Below are 26,118 nucleotides of genomic sequence, written 5' to 3' on the forward strand. Positions count from 1 at the left end.
GTCGCGAAGCGATGGGGAGGTGGCAGCGCCCTTCGACTGCCTTGCAGGCGCTCAGGATAAACTGCGCCTTCGGCGCAGCGCTGACGAAGGGGCCTTAAAGCGGCCCCTCCACCACCCGCTACACGGGCGGTCCCCCTCCCCATCGCTTCGCGACAGGGAGGATCGCATGGCTTATTTCGGCGCGAGCACCATCAGCATCTGACGGCCCTCGGTGCGCGGGTGCGCCTCGACCTTCGCGACCTCGGCGGTCATCTCGGCGACGCGCTGGAGCACGTTGAGTCCGAGCTGGGTGTGGCTCATTTCGCGGCCGCGGAAACGCATGGTCATCTTGACCTTGTCGCCTTCCTCGAGGAAGTCGAAGACCTTCTTCATCTTCACATCGAAATCATGATCGTCGATATTCGGACGCATCTTGATCTCTTTGATTTCCTGCGTCTTCTGGCTCTTGCGTGCGAGGTTCGCCTTTTTCTGCGCCTCGTATTTGAACTTGCCGACGTCGAGGAATTTGCACACCGGCGGATCGGCGTTGGGAGATACTTCGACCAGGTCGAGCCCGACCTCGGCCGCCTGCTCGATCGCCTCGGCTGTTAGCATGACGCCCAGATTTTCGCCTTCCTCGTCGATCACGCGGACTTTGGGGGAGGCGATGAATTCATTGTAACGCGGGCCGTTCTTGGGCGGCATCGGTGCCATCGGGCGACGGGTCATGGGCGGTGGTATAGCTGTATCTCCTGAAACATATCGAACGCGCGTGCGGAATCGACGCCGGAACGCGCGCGACTGTCATATAGTGATCGCGCGGCGGGCGTAAAGGCCGCCGCGCTTTTCCGATAGCGGTTTTCGGCCAACTGTGGCCGGTCTGCCACGCTCAATCGCGGCTCACCATTTCGTCGGCGCAGGGTCGATCACGCGAAAGCCGCCGGCGCCGATTTCGCTGACCTCGAGCGCGCGCTCGGCGATGCCGCGGTTGTTGAAGCGGAAAATGCCGTCGATCCCCCCGAAGCCGTCGGCGGCGAGCAGGCGGTTCGCCGGGAAATTGCTCCCCGGCTTCCAGTCGCGCGCGATGCGCACCGTCAGCAGCACCGAATCATAGCCGAGGCTGGCGAGCCGGTACGGCGGCCGGCCGAAGCGGGTGCGATATTTGGTCGCAAGCTGGCTATAAAGCCCGTCGGAGACGCTGGCGAACCACGCCCCGCGCATCGCGGCATTGCTGCCGAGCGCGGCATCGGTGTTCCACAGCTCGGTGCCGAGGATCTGCTTGCTCCCCGTGCCCTTGATCACCGGCACGGCGCGAATGGCGTTGCCGCCGCTGTCGGCGATCAGCACCGCGTCGATCGCGCCCGCATTGGCGAGCCGCCGCGCCGCGCCCGACAGCGCGGTCGCGCTGCGGTCATAGCTTTCGACCGCGACCAAAGTGCCGCCCGCCTTGGCGACCGCGGCGCGGAACGAGGCGGCCGAGCGGTCGCCATAGACATTCTTGGGCACGAGCGCGCCGAAGCGTTGATGGCCTTTCGATCGCGAAAAGGCGACGATACGCTCGACCGACTGGCCGGGGACGAAGCCCATGATGAAGACGCCGTTGCCCGCGACGCTGCTGTCGTTCGAAAAGCTCAGCACCGGCACCTTCGCGCCGCGCGCAATCGGCGCGACCGCCGAGACATCCTCGCTGAGCAGCGGCCCGAGGATCAGCTTGTTGCCGTCGGCGACCGCCTGCCGCGCCGCGGCGGCGGCGCCGAGCGCGGTGTCGTAAGTCGTGATGCGCACGCGCTCGGTGCGCGTATCGAGCAACGCCAGCGTCGTCGCATTGGCGATCGCGGTGCCGACGTCGGCGTTGGGCCCCGTCTGCGGCACGAGCAGCGCAACGCGGTGACGATCGGTATCGGTGGGCAGCCCGGGGCCGACATTGTCGGTCGGGTCGGTCGGCGGCGGCGGGGTCGCCGGGCCGCCGGTTTTCGGCACGACCTGGCACGCCGCCAGCAGCCCCGCCATCGCCATCACGCCGAGCCCGCGCAGCATCGCGCGGCGCGACGACGCATTCACCTGGCGCGCGCCACCATGGCAGTCTGGGGCAGTTTCTGCCATTTTCGGCGTCATGCCAGATTCGAACATCTCAGATTCTCCCTTGCCCGGTCTCTATATCGTCGCGACGCCCATCGGCAACCTCGGCGACATCGGCGCGCGCGCGGCCAAAACGCTCGCCTCCGCCGACGTGATCGCCGCGGAGGATACGCGCGTGACCGCGAAACTGCTGTCGCATCTGGGTTTGCGTGTGCCGATGACCCCCTATCATGATCATAGCGACGAACGCACCCGCGCCGCGCTGGTTGCGCGCATGCAGGGCGAAGTTGTCGTTTTGGTGTCGGACGCGGGCACCCCGCTGATTTCGGACCCGGGATACAAGCTCGTCCGCGATGCGCGCGCCGCGGGACGCCATGTCACCACCCTGCCCGGCCCCTGCGCCGCGATCGCCGGCATCACCCTCTCGGGCCTGCCGAGCGACCGCTTCCTCTTCGCGGGCTTCCTCCCCAACAAGGCAAAGGCGCGCGCCGACACGATCGCCGAATTCGCCGCCCTGCGCGCGACTCTGGTCTTCTACGAAAGCGGCCCGCGCCTCGCCGCCGCGCTCGCCGCGCTCGCCGAGGGGCTCGGCGACCGCGAGGCCGCGGTCGCGCGCGAGATCAGCAAGATGTTCGAGGAATGCGTCACCGGCACCCTAACCGAGCTTTCCGCACGCTATGCCGACGCGCCGCCCAAGGGCGAGATCGTCGTCATCGTCGGCCCGCCCGGCGAAGCGAAGGCGGAAAACGCCGACGACGCGACGCTTGACGCCGCGCTGCGCGAAGCGATGGCGGACAAACCCGTCGCACAGGCGGCGAAGGCGGTCGCCAAACGCTTCGGCCTCGACCGGCACGACATCTACGCCCGCGCCCTCGCGCTCAAGGAACAGGCTTGAACCGCGCCGCCGCCGAGGCGCGCGGGCGCAAGGCCGAACGCCGCGCCGCCTGGTGGCTGCGCCTCCACGGCTGGCGCATATTGGGCGAGAGGCTGCGCGTCCCCGTCGGCGAAGTCGACCTCGTCGCGCGGCGCGGACGGATGATCGCCTTCGTCGAAGTCAAATGGCGCGACCGGGCCGAAGACCTCGACCTCGCGATCGACCCATACCGCCTCCGCCGCGTCGCCGCGGCCGCCGAAATGCTCGCCCCGCGCTTCGCGGGCCCGCGCGACGACATCCGGATCGACGTGATGCTCCTTGCGCCGCGCCGCCTGCCGCGCCATCTGATCCACGTCTGGCAACCCTGAGGAAGAAATAATGACCCTGCGCGCCGCGGTACAAATGGACCCGATGGACAATATCAACATCGGAGGCGACAGCAGCTTTGCGTTGATCCTGAAGGCGCTCGAACGCGGCTACGAGCTTTATCATTACGACGTTCGCGGGCTGACGTGGGAGGCCGGGCGGCTGACCACCAAGGCGCACCGCATCGTCGAGGCGCAGCGCGAGGCCGGCGCGCACTACAAGTTCGGCGACGAGGTGCTGCTCGACCTCGGCCGCGACGTCGACGCCGTGCTGATGCGGCAGGACCCGCCCTTCGACCTCGGTTATCTGACCGGCACCTGGCTGCTCGAACGCATCCAGCACGAAACACTGGTGGTCAACGACCCCGTCTCTGTCCGCAACGCACCCGAAAAGGTCTTCGTGCTCGATTTTCCCGAGTTCATGCCGCCGACGATGGTGACGCGCGACTTGGGCGCGGTGAAGGATTTCCAAGCGCGACACGGCGCCGTCGTGATCAAGCCGCTCCACGGCAACGGCGGCAAGGCGGTGTTCAAGATCGACGCCGACGGCGGCAATCTGGGCGCGCTGGTCGAACTGTTCGGACAGGTGTGGCCCGAACCCTTCATGGTCCAGCAATTCCTGCCGAGCGTATCGAAGGGCGACAAGCGCATCGTGCTCGTCGACGGCGAGGTCGCGGGCGCGATCAACCGCAAGCCCGGCGAAGGCGAATTCCGCTCGAACCTCGCGGTCGGCGGCTATGCCGAGGCGGCCGAGCTGACCCCGCGCGAGCAGGAGATTTGCGACGTCCTCGGCCCTGCCTTGCGCGAACGCGGGCTCGTCTTCGTCGGGATCGACGTGATCGGCGGCGAATGGCTCACCGAAATCAACGTCACCTCGCCCACCGGGATCGTCGCGATCGACCGTTTCAACGACAGCGATACGGCGGGCATGATCTGGGATGCGATCAAACGACGCATCGGCTGAGCCAGCAGCGCGTTACCCCTCGCATGACCGATTTCATCCTGAACCTGATCCAGAGCTGGGGTTATGCGGGGATTTTTATCCTCATGTTCATCGAGAATGTCTTCCCGCCTATCCCGTCCGAAGTGATCATGGGGCTGGGCGGGATCGCCGTCGCGCAGGGCCGATTCGATTTCTGGACGCTCGTCGCGGTCGCGGTCGCGGGAACGACTGCCGGCAACTGGATCTGGTACGCGATCGGACGCTGGATCGGGTATGAGCGGCTCAAACCCTTCATCGACCGCCACGGCCGCTGGCTGACGCTCGACTGGGACGAAGTCGAACGGATGCACAATTTCTTCCTGAAATATGGCCCGGCCATCGTGTTCATCGCGCGCTTCATGCCCGTCGCGCGGACGATGGTCTCGCTGCCCGCGGGCATGGTGCAGATGAATCAGCTCAAATTCCTGATCTGGACCGCCGCCGGCTCGACGATCTGGATCGCCGCGCTCGCCGGCGCGGGTAGCTGGTTCGGCAAGCAATTCGCCAACCTCGACGCTTTCGTCGGCCCCGTGGCGCTGGTCGCGATCGGCTCGCTGGTCGCGCTGTATCTCTACCGGGTCGTCACCTGGAAGTCGAAAACGAAGGGCGAATGACCCGATCTGCCACGGCGACGATGGCGGGTTTCGACCGGAAGCGGACGTACAGATCCTCCCCATCGCGAAGCGCTGGGGAGGGGGAGTGTTGGGTCGTCCAGTCCCCCGGACTGGACTTGGATTGCCGGGGGCAATCCAACCCTACACTCCGCGAAGCGGTGGTGGAGGGGTCTGGCCTTGCACCGACGCCTGACGGCGTCGACCCCTCCGTCAGCCCTGCGGGCTGCCACCTCCCCATTGCTGCGCAAAGGGGAGGATCTGGACGACAGCTCACCACCCCAAAGCGGCCTCACGCCCGTGGATGCGCGCTGCGATAAATATCGAGCAGATGCGCCGCATCGACCGCGGTATAGACCTGCGTCGAAGCCAGGCTCGCATGCCCCAGCAGTTCCTGCAAACTCCGCAAATCGGCGCCGCCCGCGAGCAGATGCGTCGCAAAACTGTGGCGCAGCGCGTGCGGCGTCGTCCGTTCGGGCAGGCCCAGTGCGCGCCGCGCCGATCGCACGCTCGCCCGCACCACGCCGGGCTGGAGCGGCCCGCCCCGCGCGCCGAGAAACAGCGGCGTCTCCTTCGCGATCGGATATGGACAGGCCGCAACATAGCGCGACACGGCATTCGCCACCGCGGGCAGAATCGGCACGATGCGCGTCTTCGCCCGCTTGCCGGTGACGCGCAGCGTATCGCCGAACGGCAGCGCCGCGCCGGTCAGCGACAGCGCCTCGCCAATGCGCAAGCCAGCACCATAGAGCAGCAGCAGCAGCGCGAAATCGCGCGCGCCGACCCAGCCCTCGCGCGCATTGTCCTCGACATCCTGCGCCAGCGCCAGCGCCTCAGCCGGCGCCACCGGTCGTGGCAGCCCTTTCTTGACGCGCGGCCCGCGCATCTGCGGCACGTTGGCGTTCGATCCGCCGACGAAGCGCAGGAAGCTGCGCAGCGCCGACAACTCGCGCGCCGCCGATGCGTTGCCGAGCCCCTCGGCGCGGCGCTCGGCAAGATAGGCGCGCAAATCGTTCGGCGTCAGCGCCTTCAGCATACGTGCATCGACCGCCCCGCCGCGATGGCGCGACAGAAAGGCGCAAAAGCGCTCGGCGGTCGCGATATAGGCGCGGCGCGTATGCTCCGACCGGCGCTTTTCGTGCGCCAGATGGGCATCCCAGTCGCGGATCATGTCTTGCGCCACCAAAGCTCCCTCTAGTCCCGTTCGTGTCGAGCGAAGTAGAGACACGCTGGCGCTCCATGCCAACGATGGACCAAGGTTAGTGGGTTTTCACTACCTCGGAAAGGATCGAGTCGAGCAGCAATATGCCCGCGTCGGTCACCGCCAGCCGGTCGCCGTCGTCGCGCATCAGCCCCTGCCCCGCCAGCCGCGCCACTGCATCGGCATCGACGAATGCCGCGCGCGGCAAGCCGCTCCGCGCCTCGATGCGGGCGAGGTCGATTCCCTCGGTCAGTCGCAGCCCCATCAGCATCGCCTCGGTCGCGCGCTCGTGCGGCGGCAGATCGGCCTCGACTTTCAGCCCATGGCCGTTGCGCGTCACCGCCGCGATGAAATTTTCGGGCTTCTTGTGCCGCTCGGTCGCTTGGCCCAATCGCCGGCCATGCGCCCCGGGCCCGACGCCGGCATAATCGGCGTAGCGCCAATAGGCGAGATTGTGGCGGCTTTCCTGCCCGATGCGCGCATGGTTCGACACTTCGTAGCGCGGCAACCCCGCGGCGGATGTCATCGCCTGCGTCGCGTCGAACAGATCGGCGGCGGCATCGCCGTCGGGGATGACGAGATCGCCTTTCGCCGCCAGCGTCGCGAAACGCGTCCCCGACTCGATGGTCAGCTGATAGAGGGAGAGATGGTCGGTGCCGAACGCCAGCGCGCCCGAAAGCTCGGCTTCCCATGCGGCGAGCGTCTGGCCGGGCCGCGCATAGATCAGGTCGAAGCTGACGCGCGCGAAATGCGCCTGCGCCGCCGCGATCGCGCGTCGTGCCTCCTCCTCGCTGTGCGCGCGGCCCAGAAATTCAAGCACTTCGGCATCGAAGCTCTGGACACCGATCGAAACGCGATTGACCCCCGCAGCCGCAAGATCGGCGAAATTGGCAACTTCGACCGAATTGGGGTTCGCCTCAAGCGTGATCTCGACATCATCGGCGAGGCCCCACAGCGCCTCCGCCTCGGCGATCACCGCCGCGACCGTTACGGGCGGCATCAGGCTCGGCGTGCCGCCGCCGAAGAAGATCGAGCCGATCGTGCGCCCGGGCAGCAACGCCGCCTCGTATCGCAAATCCGCGCGCAGGGCCGCGCGCCACGCCGCCTGATCGACGCGCTCGCGCACATGGCTGTTGAAATCGCAATAGGGGCATTTCGACACGCAAAATGGCCAATGGACATAAAGGGCGAGCGGTTCGGCCATGAACGCTCTTTAGAACACCCCCGCCACCAGCTTCGCAAAGGCGTCGGCGCGGTGGCTGATCGCATGTTTTTCCGCCGGTTCTATTTCCGCGAAAGTCAATGATTTGCTGGCCGGAACGAAGACAGGATCGTAACCGAAGCCCAGCTTGCCGCGCGGCGGCCAGATGAGATTTCCTTCCGCCCGGCCCTCGAAAACCTCGGCGTGCCCGTCGGGCCAGGCGAGCGCGAGGATGCAGACGAAACAGGCGCTGCGGTCGACGTCCGGCCCCTGTTCGGCGAGCAGACCTTCGACCTTGCCCATCGCCATATACCAGTCGCGGCCCGGATTGCCTTCGAACCATTGGCGTTCGGCCCAGTCGGCGGTGTAAACCCCCGGCCGGCCGGAAAGCGCCGCGACCTCGAGCCCGCTGTCATCGGCGAGCGCGGGAAGCCCCGCCGCCGCTGCGCTCGCGTGCGCCTTGAGCAGCGCATTCTCGCGAAAGGTCTTGCCCGTCTCCTCGGGCTCGGCCAGCCCGAGGTCGCCCGCCGACACGGGCTCGATGCCATAGGGTTCGAGCAGCGCGCGAATCTCGCGCACCTTGCCCGCGTTATGGCTGGCGATGACGAGCTTGCCGGGGGCGAGCTTGCGCGTCATCAGCGCCCCGTTGCCCGGTCCTGCGCCGCGAAAATCTCGCCGCAGCCGATGCGCGCGAGGCGGAGCAGGCGCAGCAGGCCCTCCTCGTCATAGGTCGCGCCTTCGGCGCTCGCCTGCACCTCGACGATCTGGCCCTTGCCGGTGAGTACGAAATTGCCGTCGGCCTCGGCGGTCGAATCTTCGTCATAATCGAGGTCGAGCACCGGGGTGCCCCGATAGATGCCGCACGAAATCGCGCCGACCTTGTCCTCGATCGGGTCCTCGGCCAGCGTCTTGGCCGCGAGCAGCTTGTCGACCGCGAGCCGCATCGCGACCCAAGCGCCCGAGATCGAGGCGGTGCGCGTGCCGCCGTCGGCCTGGATCACGTCGCAATCGATGATGATCTGGCGCTCGCCGAGCTTCTTCATGTCGACGACGGCGCGCAAGGACCGGCCGATAAGTCGCTGGATTTCCTGCGTGCGGCCCGACTGCTTGCCCTTCGCGGCTTCGCGGTTGCCGCGCGTGTGCGTCGCGCGGGGCAGCATGCCATATTCGGCGGTCACCCAGCCAGCACCCTTGCCGCGCATCCACGACGGCACCTTCTCGTCGACGCTCGCGGTCACGAGCACCTTGGTGTTACCGAAGCTGACGAGGACGCTGCCCTCGGCGTGGATGGTGAATTCGGTTTCGATGGCGATAGGGCGCATCTGGTCGGGCGCGCGGCCGGAAGGGCGCATGTCGGGATTCTCCTGTGATGTGTGCGGCGCGCTTAGCGATGCGGGCCCGGCTTGGCCAGAGCATAGCTTGCCCCCGTGCCTCGCCATCCCTAAATCCTCCCCATGACCACGCCGCCGATCACCGAACTCACCACGCGCGCGCGCGACGTGTTCCGGCTGGTGGTCGATGCCTATCTGGAGACCGGACAGCCGGTCGGGTCGCGCACACTGTCGAAGCTCGCGGCGCTCAACCTCTCGCCCGCCTCGATCCGCAATGTGATGCAGGATCTGGAGGAATATGGCCTGCTCGCGAGCCCGCACACCAGTGCGGGACGGCTGCCGACCGAACAGGGCCTCCGCCTCTTCGTCGACGGGATGATGCAGGTTGCCGAGCCCTCGGCCGAGGACCGCGCGCAGATCGAGGCAAGTCTGTCCGAAGGCGGTCCGATCGAAAGCGCGCTCGCACAGGCGACCTCGGCGCTGTCGGGGCTCTCGGCGTGCGCGGGGCTCGTGCTCGTTCCCAAGCATGAGCGCGTCCTGAAACAGCTCGCCTTCGTGCCCCTGTCGGCGAACCAATCGCTCGTCGTGCTCGTCGCGGGCGACGGGACGGTTGAGAATCGCGTGATCGATATTCCGCCCGGGCTCAACCCGTCGGCGCTGGTCGAGGCGGGCAACTATATCTCGGCGACGCTCGGCGGGCTGACGCTGAGCGAAGCGATGGCGCGCGTGCGCCGCGAGATCGAGGCCGAGCGCATCGCGATCGACCGCGCGGCACAGGATCTGGTCTCGCGTGGCCTAGCGATCTGGTCGTCGGACGGCGCCGACCGGCCGGTGTTGATCGTGCGCGGCCAGGCTAATCTGCTCGACGACAACGCGGTCGGCGATCTCGATCGCGTGCGGCAGCTTCTCGACGAGCTCGAAACCAAACAGGACATCGCGCAATTGCTCGACAGCGCGCGCGAGGGCGCCGCAACCCGCATTTTCATCGGATCGGAGAATAAATTATTCTCGCTTTCGGGCTCGTCCGTGATAGCGGCGCCCTACCGCGGATCGGACGGGCGCGTCGTCGGCGTGGTCGGCGTCATCGGCCCGACGCGCTTGAACTATGCCCGGATCGTTCCCATGGTGGATTTCACCGCACAATCGCTCTCCAGACTGATACGATAGGTTTATGACGACACAAGAAAACGACACGCCGGTCGACGACGGCACGAAAACCGAAGCTGAAACCGCGGACTCCGCAGCGCCCGCCGAAGGGTCGAATGAAGAACTGGCGCAGCTCGCCGAACAGGTCGCCGCGCTCCAGCAGGACCTGCTCTATGCGCGCGCCGAGACGCAGAATGTCACGCGCCGCAAGGACAAGGAAATCGCCGACGCGCATGCCTATGCGTCGACCAAATTCGCGCGCGACATCCTCTCGGTCGCCGACAATCTCGGCCGCGCGCTCGCCGCGCTCAGCGACGAACAGCGCGCCGATGAAGGGCTCAAGCCGCTGATCACCGGGCTGGAGGCCACCGAGCGCGAATTGCTCGGCGTCTTCGAACGCAACGGCATCACACGCATCGCCGCGATCGGCCTGCCGCTCGATCCCAACCAGCATCAGGCGATGCTCGAAATTCCGAGTGACAAGGAACCCGGCACGATCGTGCAGGAAATGCAGGCGGGCTATATGATGAAGGATCGCCTGCTGCGCCCCGCGATGGTGGGCGTGGCGAAGGCCGCGGATTGATCCGAACCTCCCCTCCCTTTACGGGAGGGGGTTTCACGAGGCACGTGACTCGTGAAACGGGGTGGGTGCGCGGCGCGTCTGCGCCGCATAAGAATCTTGAAAACGTCGAGGCGGAAAGGATTCTCTTCGCGCACAAGTGCGCGGGACCCCACCCCAAACCCCTCCCGCAAGGGGAGGGGCTTAAATCACGCCGCTTTCCGCAGCTTCGCGAGCTTCTTCAGCACCATCTCGCGCTTCAGCCGCGACAGATGGTCGATGAAGAGAATGCCTTCCAGATGGTCGTGCTCATGCTGGATGCACGTCGCCATCAGCCCGGTCATGCGTTCCTGATGATGCTTGCCGTCCTCGTCCTGCCAATCGACGGTGACCTCGGCGGGGCGCGTCACCTCGGCATATTGCTCGGGAACCGACAGGCAGCCCTCCTGATAGACGCTATGCTCCTCGCTCTCGTCCGAAAAGACGGGATTGATGAAGACGCGGGGTTCGCGGATCACCTTCTTGCCCTCTTCGTCGCCGGGATCGGCTTCCTGCAGGTCGATGACGAGAATGCGCTTCGCCACCCCGACCTGAATTGCCGCCAGCCCGATGCCGGGGGCGTCATACATCGTCTCGAACATGTCGGCGACCAGCGTTTTCAGCTCGGCGTCGAACGTCTCGACAGGCTTGGAAATGACGCGCAGCCGCGGATCGGGAGTCTCTATGATGGGTAGGATGGCCATGGCGTGCAGGTATGAACTCCGATGCCTGACGTCAACCCACCGGACGCCGCGCTCTCAGCGCCTGCGCCAGTGTCCCTTCGTCGAGATAATCGAGCTCGCCGCCCACCGGCAGGCCATGTGCGAGCTGCGTCAGTCGCACCGGATAGCCCTCCAGCCGCTCCGCCAGATAATGCGCGGTCGTCTGCCCCTCCAGCGTCGCGTTCATCGCCAGCACAACCTCGTCGATCCCGCCCGCGGCGACGCGCGCGACGAGGGCATCGATGCTGAGGTCTTGCGGCCGCACACCTTCCAGCGCCGACAGCCGGCCGCCGAGCACATGATATTTGCCGGGGAACAGCCGCGACTTGTCGAGCGCCCAGAGGTCGGAAACCTCCTCGACGACGCACAGGCTGCGTTCGTCGCGGCGCGGATCGGCGCAGATCGCGCACGGGTCGCTCGTGTCGACATTGCCGCAGGTCGAGCAGGTGACGAGCCGCTCGGATACGGTCTGGAGCGCCGCGAGCAACGGCGCAAAGCTGCTCTCGCGCTTCTTCATCAGGTGCAGCACCGCGCGCCGCGCCGAACGCGGGCCGAGCCCCGGCAGGCGGGCGAGTTGCTGGACGAGCGCTTCGATTTCGGTGGAGGCCATGCACAGCACCTATCGCGCGGCGGGAGCCCGCACAATCCTCTCCCCTTGCGGGAGAGGATGCCGAAGCTTGGCGCGAAGCGCTTAGCGAAGGCTGGAGAGGGGTTGCGGCGGCGCTGCCCCCTCTCCCGCTGCGACTAAGTGGCAAAGCCACCAAGTCTCGCTGTCCTCTCCCGCAAGGGGAGAGGGGTTGAATAAGATGCGCCCCTCCGCCAAAGGCGCTGCCCATGCGCATCGCCTTCATGGGAACGCCGCCCTTCGCGGTGCCGACGCTCGCCGCGCTCCACGGGGCGGGGCTCGACATCGTGGCCGTCTACAGCCAGCCCCCGCGGCCCGCGCGGCGCGGCAAGAAATTGCAGAAGACCCCGGTGCAGGTCTGGGCCGAAGAACACGGCCTTTCCGTCCGCACGCCGCGCAGCCTGAAAACCGAGGAAGCGCAGGCCGAATTCGCCGCACTCGATCTCGATGTCGCGGTGGTCGCGGCCTATGGCCTGATCCTGCCGCAGGCGGTCCTGGGCGCCCCGCGCGAGGGCTGCCTCAACGTCCACGGCTCGATCCTGCCGCGCTGGCGCGGCGCGGCGCCGGTGCAGCGCGCGATCCTGGCGGGCGATGCCGCAACGGGCGTGACGATCATGCAGATGGACGCGGGGCTCGACACCGGCGCGATGCGGCTGATCGAGACGACGCCGATAGGACGCAAGAGCGCGGGCATGCTCACCCACGAACTCGCTGAAATGGGCGCGCTGATGATGCGCCGAGTGCTGAGCGACCTCCACGCCTTTCCGCCGGTGCCGCAACCCGATGAGGGCGTCACTTATGCGGCGAAGATCGACAAGAGCGAGGCGCGGCTCGACTTCCTGACCAGCGCTGTGCAGGTCGAGAGGCAGGTGCGCGCGTTCAATCCGGTGCCGGGCGCCTTCTTCGAACTCGAAGGCGAACGATACAAAATACTGGCGGCCGAGGTCGTTCATCCCGCCGACACGGTCGCGGGCGCCGCGCCCGGCATCACGCTCGATGATGCGCTCACCATCGCCTGCAACCCCGGCGCGATCCGCGTGGGCCGCGTCCAGCGCGCGGGAAAGCCCGCGATGGAGGCCGGGGAATTGCTGCGCGGGCGCGCGATTCCCAAAGGTACACGGCTAGCATGACCACGCCCCTCCTCCGTCGTCACCCCGGACTTGATCCGGGGTCCATGACTCCGGCACCGGAATGGACCCCGGATCAAGTCCGGGGTGACGAGATCGGGAAAATGACCCACCCATGACCCGCTTCGCCCTCACCATCGAATATGACGGCCGTCCCTATATGGGCTGGCAGCGGCAGGCGCACGGCCCGAGCGTCCAGCAGGCGATCGAGGAAGCGATCCACCGTTTCACCGCCGAGGATGTGCAGGTGCTGAGCGCCGGGCGCACCGATGCGGGCGTTCATGCCATCGCGATGCGCGCGCATGTCGACATCGAAAAGCCGCTGACCCCGTTCAAACTGACCGAAGCACTCAACGCACAGCTTCGCCCCGCACCGGTCGCGATCATCGGGTGCGAGATCGTTCCCGACGACTGGCACGCGCGCTTCGCGTGCATCGGGCGGTCCTATGAATATCGCATCGTCAACCGCCGCGCACCGCTGACATGGGACAAGGGGCTGTCGTGGCAGGTCGCACGCCCGCTCGATACCGACGCGATGCACGCCGCCGCGCAGCAGCTCATCGGCCTCCACGATTTCACGACCTTCCGCTCGGCGCATTGCCAGTCGCAAAGCCCCGTCAAGACGCTCGACAAGCTCAGCGTCAGCCGCCACGGCGAGGAAGTGATCGTCGAAGCCGCGGCGCGCAGCTTCCTCCATCATCAGGTGCGCTCGATGGTCGGCTGCCTCGCACTTGTCGGGCATGGCAAATGGTCGGCGCGCGACCTGAAGGCGGCGCTCGACGCCGCCGACCGCAACGCGCTCGGCCTCAACGCACCGCCCGACGGGCTTTATTTCGTGAGCGCGACATATCCCTGAAACCCTCTCCCCTTGGGGGAGAGGGCAGCGAGACTTGCGAACTTGTTCGCTAGGGTCAGGACCCATTAATTCCGCGATCGAGGCGTCGGGGAGCGGGCCCTCACCCAGCTTCGGCTAGGCGGCGAGCCGCCAAGCCTTCGCATCCCTCTTCCCCAAGGGGAGAGGGAGGAACGAAAAAGGGCGGCCCTACCAGACCGCCCTTTCCTTCACCGCAGTGGACGCGATTAAACCTTTTCGGCGTAATAGAGCGGCGCATGCTCGTTGAGGATCTGGAGGATCTTCGCCTGCGCGGTCTTTTCGTCGCTTTCTTCCATCGCGGCGAGTTCGCGCGCGAGACGGCTCGACGCCGCTTCGAAGATCTGACGCTCCGAATAGCTCTGCTCGGGCTGGTCGTCGGCGCGGAACAGGTCGCGGGTCACTTCGGCGATCGACACGAGGTCGCCCGAATTGATCTTCGCTTCATATTCCTGCGCGCGGCGCGACCACATGGTGCGCTTCACCTTCGGCTTGGTCGTCAGAACCTGCAGCGCTTCCTTCAGCGTCTTGTCCGACGACAGCTTGCGCATGCCGACGCCTTCGGCCTTGTTCGTCGGAACGCGAAGGGTCATTTTTTCCTTTTCGAAGCGGAGAACATAAAGTTCCAGCTGCATGCCGGCGATTTCGGATTTTTGCAGCTCGATGACGCGCCCCACGCCATGCTTCGGATAAACAACATAGTCACCGACTTCGAAAACGGGAGTGCTTGCGGACATTCAAGTTCCTTTCAGTGGCCTTGCCGGGGAGACGGGGAAGCGCGTGAACAGCTCTGTATCCGGCCCTCTATCGGAGGGGGATTGGGCTGGTAGGGCGGCGCTAGCCAGTCAGCGTGACAAGGAATGGGCTCCATCGGAAACGCCAAGCGTGCCCCAGCCCAAGCGGCGGGAAGAGGCGCAATGTCGGCGTGTTGATATTTATTATAACAGATTCGCAACAAAATTGCCACCCCTGCGCGGAAATGCGCGGGTCAGCGCCTTGACGGCTCCTTACACCCGTTTCAGGTTGAAACGAAAGCATAGATGGAGAGCGGTAATGAAGGATCAAGTCTGGTGGGTCACCGGAGCGTCGTCGGGCATCGGCGCTGCGCTCGCCAAAGCGCTGTCGAAGCGCGGCGCGAAGCTGATCCTGTCGGGGCGCAATGTCGCCGCGATCGAGGCCGTTGCCGCCGATTGCGCGACCGAGACTTTGGTCCTGCCGTTCGAGGCGACCGACTATGCCGCCCTCCCCGCGATCGCCGAGCAGGCTTGGGCGTGGCGCGGCCGTGTCGATGGCCTCGTCAACAACGCCGGCATCTCGCAGCGCAGCCTGGCGATCGAAACCGACTTTTCGGTTTATGAGCGGATCATCGCGGTCGATCTGCTCGCCCCCATCGCGCTCACCCAGCAATTGCTGCCGCGCATGGTCGGCGCGGGCGGCGGACAGATCATCGCCATATCGAGCGTCGCGGGCATCGCGGGCGTGCCGCTGCGCAGCGCCTATTCGGCGGCAAAACATGGTATCATCGGCTATCACGACGCGGTGCGCGCCGAGAATGAGCATCTGGGGCTGAAAGTCCTCGTCGTCGCGCCGGGATCGGTGCGCACCAACGTCAGCCGCAACGCGCTCAGCGCCGACGGCAGCATCCGCGGCGAAAGCGACGCCGCGATCGACAACGGCCTGTCGCCGGACGATGCGGCGGCGCGGATGCTCGCCGCGGTCGATGCCGGCACGCGCGAGCTGGTCGTCGCCGAGGGGGCCGAGGCAGCGATCGCGGGGCTGCGCCGCGGCGATCCCGACGCGCTGTTCGACCGGATGAGCGCGATGGTGCGGGCGGGCTATGCGCAGCAGATGGGGGCCGGCCGCGGACAATAGCGCTGCGCGGCCGGCAGGTCGAATTCAGCGCGCGAACTTGAAATTGGCGACCAGCGGGTCGGCCGCCGGCTTTTTCGGGTAATCGGCATCCGACTGGATATAGGCGGGATTGAAGCGCGCGAGCCAGTTGGCCGCGCCGCCCAACCATTCGATCCGCTCTTCCTTGGTGAAATAAATGCCATAATGGCCGTTCTTCGGCTGCTCGATATATTCGAAATCCGTGCCCTGCTGCTTGCCGCTCCCCTTCAGCCGCGACACCAGCGTGCGCGCCTGCGCGATCGGTACGCGCGGATCGCGCACGCCGTGGACGATCAGGATCGGCGCCCATTTGCCGTCGGTGTTGCGCGCCGGCGACACGTCGGACAGCGACGACGCGCCCTTGGCAAGATAGTTCGCGCCGAACGAACCGAGATAGTCCTGGTCGTAATCGCGCATCATCGGCAGGTCATAGACGCCCGCTCCTGCGATCGTGCACCGCCAGCGAGCGGCATCGCGCTGTGCCGCGCGCGCCGCCGCATAGCCGCCATAGGACCAGCCCATCACGCACGCGCGACCGGCATCGACGACGCCCTGCGCCGCCAGATGGTCGACGACGTCGTTGAGATCGTCCTGCATCCGCGTGCCGAAGCCGTCCGAGCGCCCCGCCTTGACGAACGCATTCCCGTAGCCACCCGAACCGCGATAGTTGGGCTGGACCACGACATAACCCTGTTCGGCGATCGTCTGCGCCCACTGGTCGTATGACGCATAGTCGCGAACACCATAGGGGCCGCCGTGGGTCAGGACGACCACCGGCAGCTTCTTCTGACCGGCGCGCAGGCGCGGGGTCGTCAGGATCGCCTCGATCTCCAGCCCGTCGCTCGCCTTGTACCGGATCGTCTTGACGGGGTTCAGCTTGCCGTCGCCCAGTGCGTCGCTCGCATGCCCGATCAGCGAAAATTTCCCGCTTTCGACGTCGTAAAGATAATAGCTTCCAATCTGTTCGGGACTGGCCATCGACACGATCAATCGCTTGTCGCCGTCATCGCTGCTGACAATGACCGCGTTAGCCTCGCCGAAATCCTCCGCAAGGAATTTCTGGACGGCGGCAAGGCGTTCGTCAGTGAATTTGCGCCGAATACGATCGGTGGCATAGGCATAACCGACGATCCCGTCACGATCCTCGTTGGGGATGGCGGTGCCGACGTCGTATCCGGGAATCGAGAACAGCTTCTCTAAGATCTCCATCGTCGCCAGATTGGCTTTGTAAATCGCCCGATAGCCCTCGTGATTGCTCGATACGATCGCCATGTCGGGCGCGTTCAAAAAAACGAGCGGCCGGATGCCCGCGCTGGTGAAATTCTTGTCGATGACCTTCTGCACCGTCCGGAAATTTTCGCCCGCGTTGCTGCGATAGAGATAACGCTGTTCGCCGCTGTCGCGATCCGATCCGATCCCCATGCGCACTACCCCGTCGCCGTCGGCGGCCCAGCTGTCCACGATCGGATTGGTCCGCTGCACATTTTCGAGCACTTTGCCCGTCGCGACATCGACCCAATCGACCTGATAACTGAACATCCTCTCGGTATTGCCGTCGTCGATCTGGCGGCCGAGCAGGATGCGCTTCTTTTCCTTGTCGATATGCAGGATGTTCGAGGCGTCGGCGGTGGCCTGGTCCCAGGCGAGCGGGTGGGTCTTGCCGGTTTCGGTGTCATAGGCGGCGAGACGCAGAATATCGACGCGCTGGCCGAAGGCGGCGACAAATTCGCGCGATGCCAGCTCGAGGATCAGGTAGCGGTCGTCGACCCAGCGATAGCTCGTCACATCGCGCTGCCCCGCTTCCTTGAAAGTGGAAGCGCGCGCAAAAATCTGAGGCTTCGAGCCAGGTTTCGACAGGTCGAGGACGGCATAGCCGAACTCGTTGCCGGCACCGAGCGTCATCGCGATCTTGGTGCCGCCCGGCGACATCTGCAAATCGCTCATCAGCGGCAGCGACGCGAGCGTGTCGAGACTGACCTTTTCGGCCACCGGCTTTCCCGGCGTCGTCTGAGCGACGACGCCTGCCGGCAGCGCTGCGGCCGATAGCAGGAGCGCGGCAACGAACATCTTCTTGGGCATATTCCCTCCGTATCGCGTCGCCGAAGCGCGCAACCCACTGGCTTTCCGACCGATTGGCAAGCCTTCCCTCGGCCGCGAGACTATGAAAGCCGTCCGCGGTTGGCAACAAAGGAAGTTGAAATCGAAACCGGAAAGGCCCCGCCGGATCGCTCCGGCGGGGCCGCTCCTTTGCCCGCGACGGCGGCCCGGCCTACGCCGCGCCGTGCGCCAGCGCTGCGAGGAGCAGGATCGCCACGATGTTGGTGATCTTGATCATCGGGTTGACCGCCGGCCCCGCGGTGTCCTTGTACGGATCGCCGACGGTATCGCCGGTGACCGCGGCCTTATGGGCCTCGCTGCCCTTGCCGCCGTGGTTGCCGTCCTCGATATATTTTTTCGCATTGTCCCACGCGCCGCCGCCCGAGGTCATCGAGATGGCGACGAACAGCCCGCCGACGATCACGCCGAGCAGCAGCGCGCCGAGCGCTTCCAATGCCGCCGCCGGACCGGCGACCGCGCGGATCACGAAGAACACGACGATCGGCGCGAGCACCGGAAGCAGCGACGGAACGATCATTTCCTTGATCGCCGCCTTGGTGACGAGGTCGACGGTGCGGGCGTAATCGGGGCGGCTGGTGCCGTCCATGATGCCCTTGTTGTTCGCGAACTGGTCGCGCACGTCCTTCACCACGTCGCCCGCCGCCTTGCCGACCGCGGTCATGCCGAGCGCACCGAACAGGTACGGCAGCAGCGCGCCGAGCAGCAGCCCGACGATGACATAGGGCGACGAGAGCGAGAAGGTCAGCGGCGCATCGATGCCGAGCGCGGCCGAATATTCGCTGATGTCGGCGGTGTAGGTACCGAACAGCACCAGCGCCGCAAGCCCGGCCGAACCGATGGCATAGCCCTTGGTCACCGCCTTGGTCGTGTTGCCCACGGCGTCGAGCAGGTCGGTCTTTTCGCGCACGCTGTCGTCGAGGCCCGCCATTTCGGCGATGCCGCCGGCGTTGTCGGTGACGGGGCCATAAGCGTCGAGCGCGACGACCATGCCTGCAAGCGCGAGCATCGCGGTGGCGCCGAAGGCGATGCCAATGATGCCCGCAACCTGATAAGCGACGATGATGCCGACGCAGATGACGAGCGTCGGCAGCGCGGTCGATTCAAGGCTGATGGCGAGGCCTTGGATCACATTGGTGCCATGACCCGTTTCCGACGCCTTGGCGATGCTGCGCACCGGACGATAGTTTGTGCCGGTATAATATTCGGTGATCCAGATGATCAGCCCGGTGATCGCGAGGCCGAGCAGCGAGCAATAGAAAAGGTCGCTGCCGTTGAAGTCGGTGCCCGCGATCGTCGCGCTCATGTCCCCAAGCGCATATCGGGTCGAGAACCAGATCGCCGGGATCGAGAGGATCGCGGTGACGAGGAAGCCCTTGTACATCGCGCCCATGACATTGTTCGACGAGCCGAGGCGGACGAAGTAGGTGCCGATGATCGAGGTGATGATGCACACGCCGCCGATCAAGAGCGGCAGGCTCATCAGCGGCACAAGCGCGTCGCCCGCGCCCTTCAGCAGCAGCGCGATCAGCACCATCGTCGCGCCGACGGTGACGACATAGGTTTCGAAAAGGTCGGCCGCCATGCCCGCGCAGTCGCCGACATTGTCGCCGACGTTATCGGCGATCACCGCGGGGTTGCGCGGATCATCCTCGGGAATGCCCGCCTCGACCTTGCCGACGAGGTCGGCGCCGACGTCGGCCGCCTTGGTGAAGATGCCGCCGCCGAGACGCGCGAAGATCGAGATCAGCGACGCGCCGAAGGCCAGCGCGACGAGCGCATCGACGACGGTGCGATCCTCGCCGCCGACGGTAAAGCCGCCGGGGCCGATCAGATACCAGAAGAAGACCGAGATCGCGAGCAAGGCAAGCCCCGCCACGAGCATGCCGGTGATCGCGCCGGCGCGGAACGCCATCGTCAGGCCCGCCTGCAATCCGGTCTGCGCCGCAGCAGCGGTGCGGACGTTGGCCTTCACCGAGATGTTCATGCCGACAAAGCCCGCAACGCCCGACAATATGGCGCCGATGAGAAAGCCGACGGCCGAGATCGGGCCGAGGAACAGCCCGACCAGAATGGCGACGACGACGCCGACGATGGCGATGGTGCGATATTGGCGGCCCAGATAGGCCTTGGCGCCTTCCTGGATGGCGCCGGCGATTTCCTGCATCTTCTCATTACCCGCCGATGCGCTGAGCACCTGCCGCGAGGTAATGAATCCATAGAGCACAGCCAAAAGGCCGCACGCTATCGCGATCAAAACCGGATTCATGCGTGTTGCTTCCTTCCCATGAGAAGGGCGACGCAGAAGATAGCAGTCGAGCACGTCCGACTTATTGATGCCGGTTCGCTCTCTCCCCTGATGCGACCGCCCCAAATTTGGACGCCGAGTTATGGGAAGAAAGAATGCGGCGCGCAACCCCGGTTATTCGGCGCTTTTCCGTGCTTTCGGATCAGTGCATGAAGCCCAGCCGCTCGGGCACCGCGATACGCTGGGCACGGTGGGTCAGCATGATTCCCTCGCCCACCCCGGCATGGCCGATCGGCGTCACCGCAACGTCGAGCCCTGCCGCCGCTTCGCGAATGGCGCCAGCCGAACCGGGGTCGGCGGTGAACAGCAGCTGGTAATCGTCACCCGCCGTCGCAGCCGCGAGCCGCGTATCGAGGACGTCGGGCCGCACCGCGAGCAGCGCTGCCGACAGCGGGATCGTCTCGAGCATGATGCCGAGTTCGCAACCGCTCGCTTCGGCCATGCGCTGTCCGTCGATCAGCAGGCCGTCGGAGACATCCATCATCGCGTGGACGTGCGACGCGACGGCCTGCCCGAAGCGGAGCTGCGGTTGCGGACGGCGATAGGCTTCGAGGCAGGTCTCGTTCGGATCGAGCTGCCCCAGTCGCATCGCAAGGCCCAGCCCGGCGTTGCCGATCGTCCCTGTGACCCAGATCTGGTCGCCCGGCCGGACGCCGTTTCGCGCTGGCGCCCCCGTCGCGGGCGCCCTGCCGATCGCGGTCAGCCCGAGGGTGCGCGGCGCGCCTTCGGGAATGCCCACCGTGTCCCCGCCCAAAAGCGGCACTTCGTATCGGCGCAGGACTTCGCCAAGGCCACGGACGAAGGCTGCGTCCCAATGTTCGTCGCCGGTCAGGCTATAGCCGGCAAGCACGCCGAGCGGCGCCGCGCCCTTGGCCGCCAGGTCGGACAGGTTCACCGCGACGAGCTTCCACGCGACATCCTGCGGCCGTTCGTCGGGGAGGAAATGGATGCCCTCGACGATCATGTCGTGGGTGAGGACTAGGTCGCCCAGCACCGCCGCATCGTCGGCAAGCCCACGCGCGGCGGGATCGGTCGCGATGGCGCGCAGGCGGGCGATAAAATCGGCTTCGCTCATATTACCCTCTCGTTCGAGGGATGCTCTCTGTCCGTTCGGGTCGAGCGAAGTCGAGACACCCATCGCCGTAGCGCCAAGCCGAGGGGCATCTCGACTTCGCTCGATGCGAACGGATATCTTATGCGCTGGTTCCCCGCACATCCTTGCCGATCGCGTCGAGCAAGCCGTTCGCGAACCCCGCCTCGCGCTGGTCGAAAAACGCCTTGGCGACATCGACATATTCGCTGACCACGGCGCCGACGGGCACGTCGCCGCGCGCGATCAGCTCATAGGTGCCCGCGCGCAGGATCGCCTTCATCGTGCGGTCGAGCCGGTCCATCGTCCAGCCGCTCGCGAGCCGCGCGACGATCGCCGCGTCGATTTCGTCCGCGCGCGCAAGCACGCCCTTCACGATATCGTCGAAAAAGGGAATGTCGGCATCGGCATATTCGGCGTCCTCGATGATCGCGCCGATGCGGTGCTGGTGGAACTCGTGGATGAGTTGCGCGACCGGCGTCGCTTCCATCTCGTGCTGGTAGAGCGCCTGCACGGCGGCGAGGCGGGCGGCGGAGCGGGATTGGGCGCGTTTGTTCATGGCTTTTCTACTTTAATCGATTCTGGACGCTGAGCGCATGGGCAGGTAGCCCCTCGGCACCCGCGAGCGCGACGGCGGCGGGGCCGATCGCCGCCAGCGACGCTTCGTCGAGCGCGAGGAAGCTCGTGCGCTTCATGAAGTCGGTGACCGACAGCCCGCTCGAAAAGCGCGCGCGGCGGCCGGTGGGGAGGACATGGTTCGGCCCCGCGACATAATCGCCTATCGCCTCCGGCGTCTGGCGGCCAAGGAAGACCGAGCCCGCGTGGCGCACCTTGGCGAAGAGCGCGTCGGCCTCGGCGGGATCGACCGCGAGTTCGAGATGCTCGGGCGCGAGCCGGTCGCACAGGGGAATCGCGTCGGCGAGGCGCGGCACGACGATCACCGCGCCATTGTCGGCCCAGCTCGCCTGCATCGTCGATGCGGTGCTGAGCGTCGGGATGACATGCGCGACCGCCGCCGCGACGGCATCGGCGAAGTCGCCGTCGTCGGTGAAGAGGATCGATTGGCTCGTCGGATCATGTTCGGCCTGGCTCAACAGGTCGGCGGCGATGACGTGCGGTTCGTTCTTTGCGTCGGCGACGACGACGATCTCGCTCGGTCCCGCGACCATGTCGATACCGACGACGCCGTAGAGTTGGCGCTTCGCCTCGGCGACCCACGCATTGCCCGGCCCCGTTACGACATCCACCGGCGCGATGCGGTTGGTACCATAGGCGAGCGCCGCGATCGCCTGCGCGCCGCCGACGCGCCAGATCTCGTCGACCCCGGCAATATGCGCCGCGGCCATCACGACCGGGTTGGTCTCGCCGCCCGGCGTCGGGGTCATCATCACGATCCGCTCGACCCCCGCGACCTTGGCGGGAAGGATGTTCATCAGCACCGACGAGGGATAGGCCGCGCGCCCGCCGGGGACATAGACACCCGCCGCGTCAACCGCGCGCCAGCGTGCGCCAAGCCGCGCGCCCGCGGTGTCGCGATAGTCGCGGTCCTCGGGAAGCTGCGCGGCGTGATAGGCGCGGATGCGGGTCGCGGCGAGGTTCAGCGCATCGCGCAGCCCGGGCGCAAGTGCCTCATAGGCTGCGGCGCATTCGGCTTTCGAAATGCTCCACCCGCTCGCGCCCAAATCGAAGCGGTCGAACTTCGCGGTATAATCGGCGAGCGCCACGTCGCCCTCGGCCTTCACCCGCGCGATGATCGCCGCGACGTCGGCCGACACGTCGGATGCGCTCTCGCGCCGATCATTGACCAGCGCGTCGAACTCGGCCGCAAAGCCGGGATCGGAGGCGTCAAGCCGCCGCATGAGCTGCGGCCTCGCGGAATTTCTCGACCAGCGCCGGCACTTCGGCCGAACGCAGCTTGAACGCCGCGCGGTTGACGATCAGCCGCGCCGACACCTCGCTGATGATCTTCTGCTCGGCGAGGGCATTTTCGACGAGCGTGCGCCCGGTCGAGACGAGGTCGACGATGTGCGAGGCAAGCCCCAGCTTCGGCGCGATCTCCATCGCGCCGTTCAGCTTGATGCACTCGGCCTGGATGCCCTGCGCCTCGAACCAGCGGCGCGTCGTTCCGGGATATTTGGTCGCGACGCGGATATGGCTTTCGCCGAGCCCCGGCGGCGCGCTGCCCTCGGGTCCCGCGAGCGACAGGCGGCAGTGGCCGATACCAAGGTCGACCGGCGCGTAAAGTTCCGAATAATCGAACTCGTCGACGACGTCCGACCCGACGATGCCGAGCTGCGCCGCGCCATGCGCGACGAAGGTCGCGACATCGAAGGCGCGCACGCGGATCAGCGAGATGTGCGGCTGGTTTGTCCCAAAAACTAACGCTCTGCTTTTCTTGTCGAAAAACTCGTCCGAAGGTTCTATCCCGACCCGCGCAAGCAGGGGCAGCGCCTCGTCGAGGATGCGTCCCTTCGGGATGGCAAAGATGATCGGTTCGGGCATAAGCTTGCGCGCCCATAAGCGGCGAGAGGAAAAAGGGCAATGAGCGACCGCTACGACTTCATCGACATGGCCGAAACCGGCCCGAAGGCCGTCCGCACCGCTTTCGCCAATCAGGTCGCCTATTGCCGCCACAATGACGCGCGGGTCACCGCGCGCGTCGTCGCCGCGCTGGGATCGCTGCTCGACAAACCGGCGAGCGAATTCGCGCGCCGCATCGCAGGCTGGCAGGGCGCGCCGCTCGCCGATGCGCTGCCGCTGCGCGCCGCGGGCGGGATTCATGCGCTCCACCTGTCGGGCGCGGCGCACGAGCTCGCGCCCGTCTATGCCGATGCCGAGGATATCAACGACGACGCCATCGTCGCCGGGGTCGTCCGGCGGCACGAGGCAGCGCTGCTCCCGTGGCTCGACGGCCCGCCGCAGACCAATGAGGCGGGACGTTCGTCGAACTTCGTCGCCGCGATGCTCTGGCTCGCCGAGCAGGGCGTGCCGCCGCGCTTCGAATGCTTGGAGATCGGGTCGAGCGCCGGGATCAACCTGATGATCGATCGCTATCATTACGACCTCGGCGGCGTGCATGTCGGGCCGCAGCCGGGCGCTATGACCTTTACCCCCGAATGGCGCGGCCGCCATCCGCCGATGCACGCCATCGAGATCGCGAGCCTCAAGGGCTGCGACGTCGCACCGGTCGATCTGACCGACCCCGCGCAGGCGCTGCGGCTCAAGGCCTATATCTGGCCCGAGCATGAAATCCGCTTCGCGCGCATCGAGGCCGCGATCGCCGAGGCGCATGCGGCAAAGCCGAATCTGGTCCGCGCCAACGCCGCCGATTTCGTCGAAGCCGAGCTCGCAAAGCCTCAGGTCGCGGGCACGACGCGGCTGCTCATGCACTCGATCGTCTGGCAATATGTCCCCGCCGACCAGCAGGCGCGCGTCACCGCCGCGATGGAAAAAGCGGGCGCGCGGGCGACGCCCGAGCGTCCGCTGGCGTGGGTCGCGCTCGAGGCGAACCGGACGGTGCATCATCATGAATTGGTGGTGCGGTATTGGCCGGGAGGTGAGACGCCGAAGAAACTGGCCCACGCGCATGCGCATGGCGCGTGGGTGGAGTGGCTGGGGTAGCTCCGGACTCGGGGTCGGCTTCGGGGTGGGGAGCTGCCGTTTAGAGAATGCGTCGCCCCCGCGAAGGCGGGGGCCGCTAGCGGCCTTATTCAGCGGCGCCTGCGTAAACCGACAGCGGCCCCCGCCTTCGCGGGGGCGACGGCAGCTTTCGGCCAAAACCCGCCGCTCGCAACCCGCGTCCCATGCTTCAAAGCCGCGCTTCCAGCCGCGCGAGCAGCGCCTGCACCGGCGTCACTGCCGGCGCTTTCCAGCCGGCCTCCATTACCGCGATCCGCTCGAACAACCGCTCGCTGGCGGCGATGATCCGGCGGACCGACGCGTCGAACCCTTCGCAGACATTCCAGTCGGCCGCGACCGGCGCGCCGATCCGCGCCGCGCTGTCGTTTGGCCCGGCGCCCGGATCCCCCGCGAACATCGCGCGGCGGTGGAGTAGCCAGGCGATGACGTGCATCAGCCGCGTCGTCGTCTTCAGCGATTCGCAGGCGAGGCCGATCTGCGCCGCCGCGTTGCCGCGAACACTGCCGAGGTCGCGCTGCGCGGCAAAGGCCGCATGCGCCTCGTCGGCGAGCAGCATCGCCTCGACATAGAGATTTTCGACCTGCGCGCGCTGCACCGGCACATCGATCGCCATCATGTTCATGTCCCCGCCGGCCATGACACCGGAGATGCCATGTCCGCTATCGGGTCCGCAACGTCGGTAACCATGAAATTGAGGGCATCGGACGTCCCGTTTTAATTCAGGCATTTAGGATTGGTCGAGATTTGGCTCAGGCCGAGCCGAAAATGGTGATTTTTCGCGACCCGGAGCGCGGCCTACTTCAGTAGGTGAGCACCGGAAGCGCGGGAAATCGCCATTTGCAGGCCGGCATGGGCCGAATGTCGGCCGATCCTAGGCGATGATGTCGGGCAGCAGTTGATCCTCGCACCAGGCGATCTCGTCGCGCAGCTTGAGCTTGCGCTTTTTCAGCCGCGCGATCTGCAGCTGGTCGGCCGCCGTCCCTTCGCCGAGCGCGATGATCGCGGCGTCGAGGTCGCGATGCTCGATGCGAAGCAGTTCCAGGCGCTGGGTAATTTCCTCGGGGCTCACACGGCCTCCCTGCCACGTTCACCATTAGTCCGCAACGGGGACCGCCTGAGCGAATCGTCACGACATCGGGGCGGTTTCATGTTTTACTTCGTCCTGCCCATCGAGTCGAAAAGGAGAATGCCAATGAGCACGTCGCACCTTTCCACCCTGAAGTCCCGCCACGCGGACCTCGATGCGAAAATTGCGAATGAAGAGCGCCGTCCCGCCCCCGATACCGGAGTCGTCGCGCAGCTCAAGAAGCAGAAACTGAAACTCAAGGAGGAGATGCTCGCGATCGGCTGATCGCCAGCGCTAT

28 protein-coding genes are annotated in these 26,118 nt (G+C 66.2%); 11 read left to right on the forward strand and 17 right to left on the reverse strand.

The genetic code is table 11. From position 1 onward, the window contains the following. Positions 1-171: 171 nt before the first annotated feature. Positions 172-708, reverse strand: coding sequence for a translation initiation factor IF-3 (gene infC / locus OVY29_RS08490; RefSeq protein ID WP_037556593.1), 537 nt, complete (start codon positions 706-708; stop codon positions 172-174). 171 nt (positions 709-879) lie between these two features. Continuing rightward, on the reverse strand, positions 880-2,016 hold the full coding sequence (locus OVY29_RS08495; RefSeq protein WP_081933151.1) for a penicillin-binding protein activator: 1,137 nt from the start codon (positions 2,014-2,016) through the stop codon (positions 880-882). 76 nt (positions 2,017-2,092) lie between these two features. Between OVY29_RS08495 and rsmI the strand changes: the two genes are divergently transcribed. From rsmI to OVY29_RS08515, 4 genes are read left to right on the forward strand one after another with little or no spacing between them, the layout of a single operon-like run. Beyond that, the gene (gene rsmI / locus OVY29_RS08500) at positions 2,093-2,953 is read left to right on the forward strand and encodes a 16S rRNA (cytidine(1402)-2'-O)-methyltransferase (RefSeq protein WP_037556592.1); all 861 of its coding nucleotides are present in this window, start codon (positions 2,093-2,095) and stop codon (positions 2,951-2,953) included. Continuing rightward, entirely contained in the window at positions 2,950-3,300 is a 351-nt protein-coding gene (locus tag OVY29_RS08505) for a YraN family protein (protein WP_313911171.1), read from the forward strand. Before rsmI ends, OVY29_RS08505 begins: the two co-directional genes overlap by 4 nt. Before the next feature lie 10 nt (positions 3,301-3,310). Next, positions 3,311-4,261, forward strand: a complete 951-nt coding sequence (gene gshB, locus OVY29_RS08510) for a glutathione synthase (RefSeq protein ID WP_313911172.1) — start codon at positions 3,311-3,313, stop codon at positions 4,259-4,261. Positions 4,262-4,284: 23 nt separating this feature from the next. Beyond that, the gene (locus OVY29_RS08515; RefSeq protein WP_313911173.1) at positions 4,285-4,893 is read left to right on the forward strand and encodes a DedA family protein; all 609 of its coding nucleotides are present in this window, start codon (positions 4,285-4,287) and stop codon (positions 4,891-4,893) included. Between the two features lie 289 nt (positions 4,894-5,182). On the opposite strand, the gene OVY29_RS08520 is transcribed toward OVY29_RS08515, so the two are convergent. From OVY29_RS08520 to rph, 4 genes are all read right to left on the reverse strand, one after another. Further along, positions 5,183-6,061, reverse strand: a complete 879-nt coding sequence (locus OVY29_RS08520; protein ID WP_313912050.1) for a tyrosine recombinase XerC — start codon at positions 6,059-6,061, stop codon at positions 5,183-5,185. An 88-nt stretch (positions 6,062-6,149) separates the two neighbouring features. Continuing rightward, a complete protein-coding gene (gene hemW, locus OVY29_RS08525) occupies positions 6,150-7,295 on the reverse strand; it encodes a radical SAM family heme chaperone HemW (RefSeq protein ID WP_313911174.1) in 1,146 nt (381 codons plus the stop codon). A 9-nt stretch (positions 7,296-7,304) separates the two neighbouring features. Then, positions 7,305-7,928 (reverse strand): RdgB/HAM1 family non-canonical purine NTP pyrophosphatase, encoded by a 624-nt coding sequence (gene rdgB, locus OVY29_RS08530; RefSeq protein ID WP_037556586.1) that lies wholly within the window; start codon positions 7,926-7,928, stop codon positions 7,305-7,307. Continuing rightward, positions 7,928-8,644, reverse strand: coding sequence for a ribonuclease PH (gene rph / locus OVY29_RS08535; protein WP_037556585.1), 717 nt, complete (start codon positions 8,642-8,644; stop codon positions 7,928-7,930). Before rph ends, rdgB begins: the two co-directional genes overlap by 1 nt. Positions 8,645-8,746: 102 nt before the next feature. Between rph and hrcA the strand changes: the two genes are divergently transcribed. Beyond that, positions 8,747-9,790, forward strand: a complete 1,044-nt coding sequence (gene hrcA, locus OVY29_RS08540; RefSeq protein WP_037556584.1) for a heat-inducible transcriptional repressor HrcA — start codon at positions 8,747-8,749, stop codon at positions 9,788-9,790. A gap of 4 nt (positions 9,791-9,794) precedes the next feature. Next, the gene (gene grpE, locus OVY29_RS08545; RefSeq protein WP_037556583.1) at positions 9,795-10,352 is read left to right on the forward strand and encodes a nucleotide exchange factor GrpE; all 558 of its coding nucleotides are present in this window, start codon (positions 9,795-9,797) and stop codon (positions 10,350-10,352) included. Positions 10,353-10,537: 185 nt separating this feature from the next. Here grpE and def read toward each other — a convergent pair whose 3' ends face one another. Beyond that, a complete protein-coding gene (def, locus tag OVY29_RS08550; RefSeq protein WP_037556582.1) occupies positions 10,538-11,071 on the reverse strand; it encodes a peptide deformylase in 534 nt (177 codons plus the stop codon). Positions 11,072-11,102: 31 nt separating this feature from the next. After that, positions 11,103-11,699, reverse strand: a complete 597-nt coding sequence (gene recR / locus OVY29_RS08555; RefSeq protein WP_037556580.1) for a recombination mediator RecR — start codon at positions 11,697-11,699, stop codon at positions 11,103-11,105. Positions 11,700-11,923: 224 nt separating this feature from the next. Between recR and fmt the strand changes: the two genes are divergently transcribed. Both fmt and truA read left to right on the forward strand, forming a co-directional pair. Beyond that, positions 11,924-12,844, forward strand: a complete 921-nt coding sequence (gene fmt, locus OVY29_RS08560) for a methionyl-tRNA formyltransferase (RefSeq protein WP_037556577.1) — start codon at positions 11,924-11,926, stop codon at positions 12,842-12,844. 112 nt (positions 12,845-12,956) lie between these two features. After that, a complete protein-coding gene (truA, locus tag OVY29_RS08565; protein ID WP_037556575.1) occupies positions 12,957-13,697 on the forward strand; it encodes a tRNA pseudouridine(38-40) synthase TruA in 741 nt (246 codons plus the stop codon). Positions 13,698-13,921: 224 nt separating this feature from the next. On the opposite strand, the gene OVY29_RS08570 is transcribed toward truA, so the two are convergent. Then, a complete protein-coding gene (locus OVY29_RS08570) occupies positions 13,922-14,449 on the reverse strand; it encodes a CarD family transcriptional regulator (RefSeq protein ID WP_037556573.1) in 528 nt (175 codons plus the stop codon). Positions 14,450-14,765: 316 nt separating this feature from the next. On the opposite strand from OVY29_RS08570, the gene OVY29_RS08575 reads away from it, so the two are divergent. Continuing rightward, on the forward strand, positions 14,766-15,584 hold the full coding sequence (locus tag OVY29_RS08575; protein ID WP_037556571.1) for an SDR family NAD(P)-dependent oxidoreductase: 819 nt from the start codon (positions 14,766-14,768) through the stop codon (positions 15,582-15,584). 24 nt (positions 15,585-15,608) lie between these two features. On the opposite strand, the gene OVY29_RS08580 is transcribed toward OVY29_RS08575, so the two are convergent. The 6 genes from OVY29_RS08580 to hisG form a co-directional block, all read right to left on the reverse strand. Next, positions 15,609-17,681 carry an alpha/beta hydrolase family protein gene (locus tag OVY29_RS08580; RefSeq protein ID WP_052182374.1) on the reverse strand — a complete coding sequence of 691 codons (2,073 nt, stop codon included), beginning with the start codon at positions 17,679-17,681 and terminating at the stop codon, positions 15,609-15,611. A 190-nt stretch (positions 17,682-17,871) separates the two neighbouring features. Continuing rightward, entirely contained in the window at positions 17,872-19,986 is a 2,115-nt protein-coding gene (locus tag OVY29_RS08585; protein ID WP_037556570.1) for a sodium-translocating pyrophosphatase, read from the reverse strand. A gap of 181 nt (positions 19,987-20,167) precedes the next feature. Further along, the gene (gene thiL, locus OVY29_RS08590; RefSeq protein ID WP_037556568.1) at positions 20,168-21,100 is read right to left on the reverse strand and encodes a thiamine-phosphate kinase; all 933 of its coding nucleotides are present in this window, start codon (positions 21,098-21,100) and stop codon (positions 20,168-20,170) included. Between the two features lie 118 nt (positions 21,101-21,218). Then, positions 21,219-21,674, reverse strand: a complete 456-nt coding sequence (nusB, locus tag OVY29_RS08595) for a transcription antitermination factor NusB (RefSeq protein WP_037556566.1) — start codon at positions 21,672-21,674, stop codon at positions 21,219-21,221. Between the two features lie 7 nt (positions 21,675-21,681). After that, a complete protein-coding gene (gene hisD, locus OVY29_RS08600; RefSeq protein WP_037556565.1) occupies positions 21,682-22,974 on the reverse strand; it encodes a histidinol dehydrogenase in 1,293 nt (430 codons plus the stop codon). After that, complete coding sequence (gene hisG / locus OVY29_RS08605; RefSeq protein ID WP_037556563.1) at positions 22,961-23,617, reverse strand: ATP phosphoribosyltransferase; 657 nt, start codon at positions 23,615-23,617, stop codon at positions 22,961-22,963. The genes hisD and hisG overlap by 14 nt, the downstream gene beginning before the upstream one ends. Positions 23,618-23,656: 39 nt before the next feature. Between hisG and OVY29_RS08610 the strand changes: the two genes are divergently transcribed. Next, positions 23,657-24,736: a DUF2332 domain-containing protein gene (locus OVY29_RS08610; protein WP_037556562.1), complete on the forward strand. Its 1,080-nt coding sequence runs from the start codon at positions 23,657-23,659 to the stop codon at positions 24,734-24,736. Between the two features lie 187 nt (positions 24,737-24,923). Here OVY29_RS08610 and OVY29_RS08615 read toward each other — a convergent pair whose 3' ends face one another. Together OVY29_RS08615 and OVY29_RS08620 are read right to left on the reverse strand one after the other, a co-directional pair. Continuing rightward, on the reverse strand, positions 24,924-25,391 hold the full coding sequence (locus OVY29_RS08615) for a DUF1465 family protein (RefSeq protein ID WP_235211564.1): 468 nt from the start codon (positions 25,389-25,391) through the stop codon (positions 24,924-24,926). Between the two features lie 234 nt (positions 25,392-25,625). After that, positions 25,626-25,823 carry a YdcH family protein gene (locus OVY29_RS08620; RefSeq protein WP_037556561.1) on the reverse strand — a complete coding sequence of 66 codons (198 nt, stop codon included), beginning with the start codon at positions 25,821-25,823 and terminating at the stop codon, positions 25,626-25,628. A 123-nt stretch (positions 25,824-25,946) separates the two neighbouring features. Between OVY29_RS08620 and OVY29_RS08625 the strand changes: the two genes are divergently transcribed. Beyond that, entirely contained in the window at positions 25,947-26,105 is a 159-nt protein-coding gene (locus tag OVY29_RS08625; RefSeq protein ID WP_081933159.1) for a DUF465 domain-containing protein, read from the forward strand. Positions 26,106-26,118: the final 13 nt, after the last annotated feature.

The organism is Sphingopyxis sp. SE2 (genome assembly GCF_032227185.1).
GTDB lineage: Bacteria > Pseudomonadota > Alphaproteobacteria > Sphingomonadales > Sphingomonadaceae > Sphingopyxis.

Coding starts and splice junctions, on each gene's coding strand:
- gshB (WP_313911172.1), top strand. CDS start 3,311: ATGACCCTGCGCGCCGCGGTACAAATGGACCCGATGGACAATATCAAC.
- OVY29_RS08575 (WP_037556571.1), top strand. CDS start 14,766: ATGAAGGATCAAGTCTGGTGGGTCACCGGAGCGTCGTCGGGCATCGGC.
- fmt (WP_037556577.1), top strand. CDS start 11,924: ATGCGCATCGCCTTCATGGGAACGCCGCCCTTCGCGGTGCCGACGCTC.
- thiL (WP_037556568.1), bottom strand. CDS start 21,100: ATGAGCGAAGCCGATTTTATCGCCCGCCTGCGCGCCATCGCGACCGAT.
- OVY29_RS08495 (WP_081933151.1), bottom strand. CDS start 2,016: ATGCTGCGCGGGCTCGGCGTGATGGCGATGGCGGGGCTGCTGGCGGCG.
- OVY29_RS08625 (WP_081933159.1), top strand. CDS start 25,947: ATGAGCACGTCGCACCTTTCCACCCTGAAGTCCCGCCACGCGGACCTC.
- nusB (WP_037556566.1), bottom strand. CDS start 21,674: ATGAACAAACGCGCCCAATCCCGCTCCGCCGCCCGCCTCGCCGCCGTG.
- rph (WP_037556585.1), bottom strand. CDS start 8,644: ATGCGCCCTTCCGGCCGCGCGCCCGACCAGATGCGCCCTATCGCCATC.
- hisG (WP_037556563.1), bottom strand. CDS start 23,617: ATGCCCGAACCGATCATCTTTGCCATCCCGAAGGGACGCATCCTCGAC.
- hrcA (WP_037556584.1), top strand. CDS start 8,747: ATGACCACGCCGCCGATCACCGAACTCACCACGCGCGCGCGCGACGTG.
- OVY29_RS08515 (WP_313911173.1), top strand. CDS start 4,285: ATGACCGATTTCATCCTGAACCTGATCCAGAGCTGGGGTTATGCGGGG.
- rdgB (WP_037556586.1), bottom strand. CDS start 7,928: ATGACGCGCAAGCTCGCCCCCGGCAAGCTCGTCATCGCCAGCCATAAC.
- OVY29_RS08580 (WP_052182374.1), bottom strand. CDS start 17,681: ATGCCCAAGAAGATGTTCGTTGCCGCGCTCCTGCTATCGGCCGCAGCG.
- rsmI (WP_037556592.1), top strand. CDS start 2,093: ATGCCAGATTCGAACATCTCAGATTCTCCCTTGCCCGGTCTCTATATC.
- OVY29_RS08615 (WP_235211564.1), bottom strand. CDS start 25,391: ATGGCCGGCGGGGACATGAACATGATGGCGATCGATGTGCCGGTGCAG.
- grpE (WP_037556583.1), top strand. CDS start 9,795: ATGACGACACAAGAAAACGACACGCCGGTCGACGACGGCACGAAAACC.
- OVY29_RS08610 (WP_037556562.1), top strand. CDS start 23,657: ATGAGCGACCGCTACGACTTCATCGACATGGCCGAAACCGGCCCGAAG.
- truA (WP_037556575.1), top strand. CDS start 12,957: ATGACCCGCTTCGCCCTCACCATCGAATATGACGGCCGTCCCTATATG.
- def (WP_037556582.1), bottom strand. CDS start 11,071: ATGGCCATCCTACCCATCATAGAGACTCCCGATCCGCGGCTGCGCGTC.
- recR (WP_037556580.1), bottom strand. CDS start 11,699: ATGGCCTCCACCGAAATCGAAGCGCTCGTCCAGCAACTCGCCCGCCTG.
- hemW (WP_313911174.1), bottom strand. CDS start 7,295: ATGGCCGAACCGCTCGCCCTTTATGTCCATTGGCCATTTTGCGTGTCG.
- infC (WP_037556593.1), bottom strand. CDS start 708: ATGACCCGTCGCCCGATGGCACCGATGCCGCCCAAGAACGGCCCGCGT.
- OVY29_RS08585 (WP_037556570.1), bottom strand. CDS start 19,986: ATGAATCCGGTTTTGATCGCGATAGCGTGCGGCCTTTTGGCTGTGCTC.
- OVY29_RS08520 (WP_313912050.1), bottom strand. CDS start 6,061: ATGATCCGCGACTGGGATGCCCATCTGGCGCACGAAAAGCGCCGGTCG.
- hisD (WP_037556565.1), bottom strand. CDS start 22,974: ATGCGGCGGCTTGACGCCTCCGATCCCGGCTTTGCGGCCGAGTTCGAC.
- OVY29_RS08570 (WP_037556573.1), bottom strand. CDS start 14,449: ATGTCCGCAAGCACTCCCGTTTTCGAAGTCGGTGACTATGTTGTTTAT.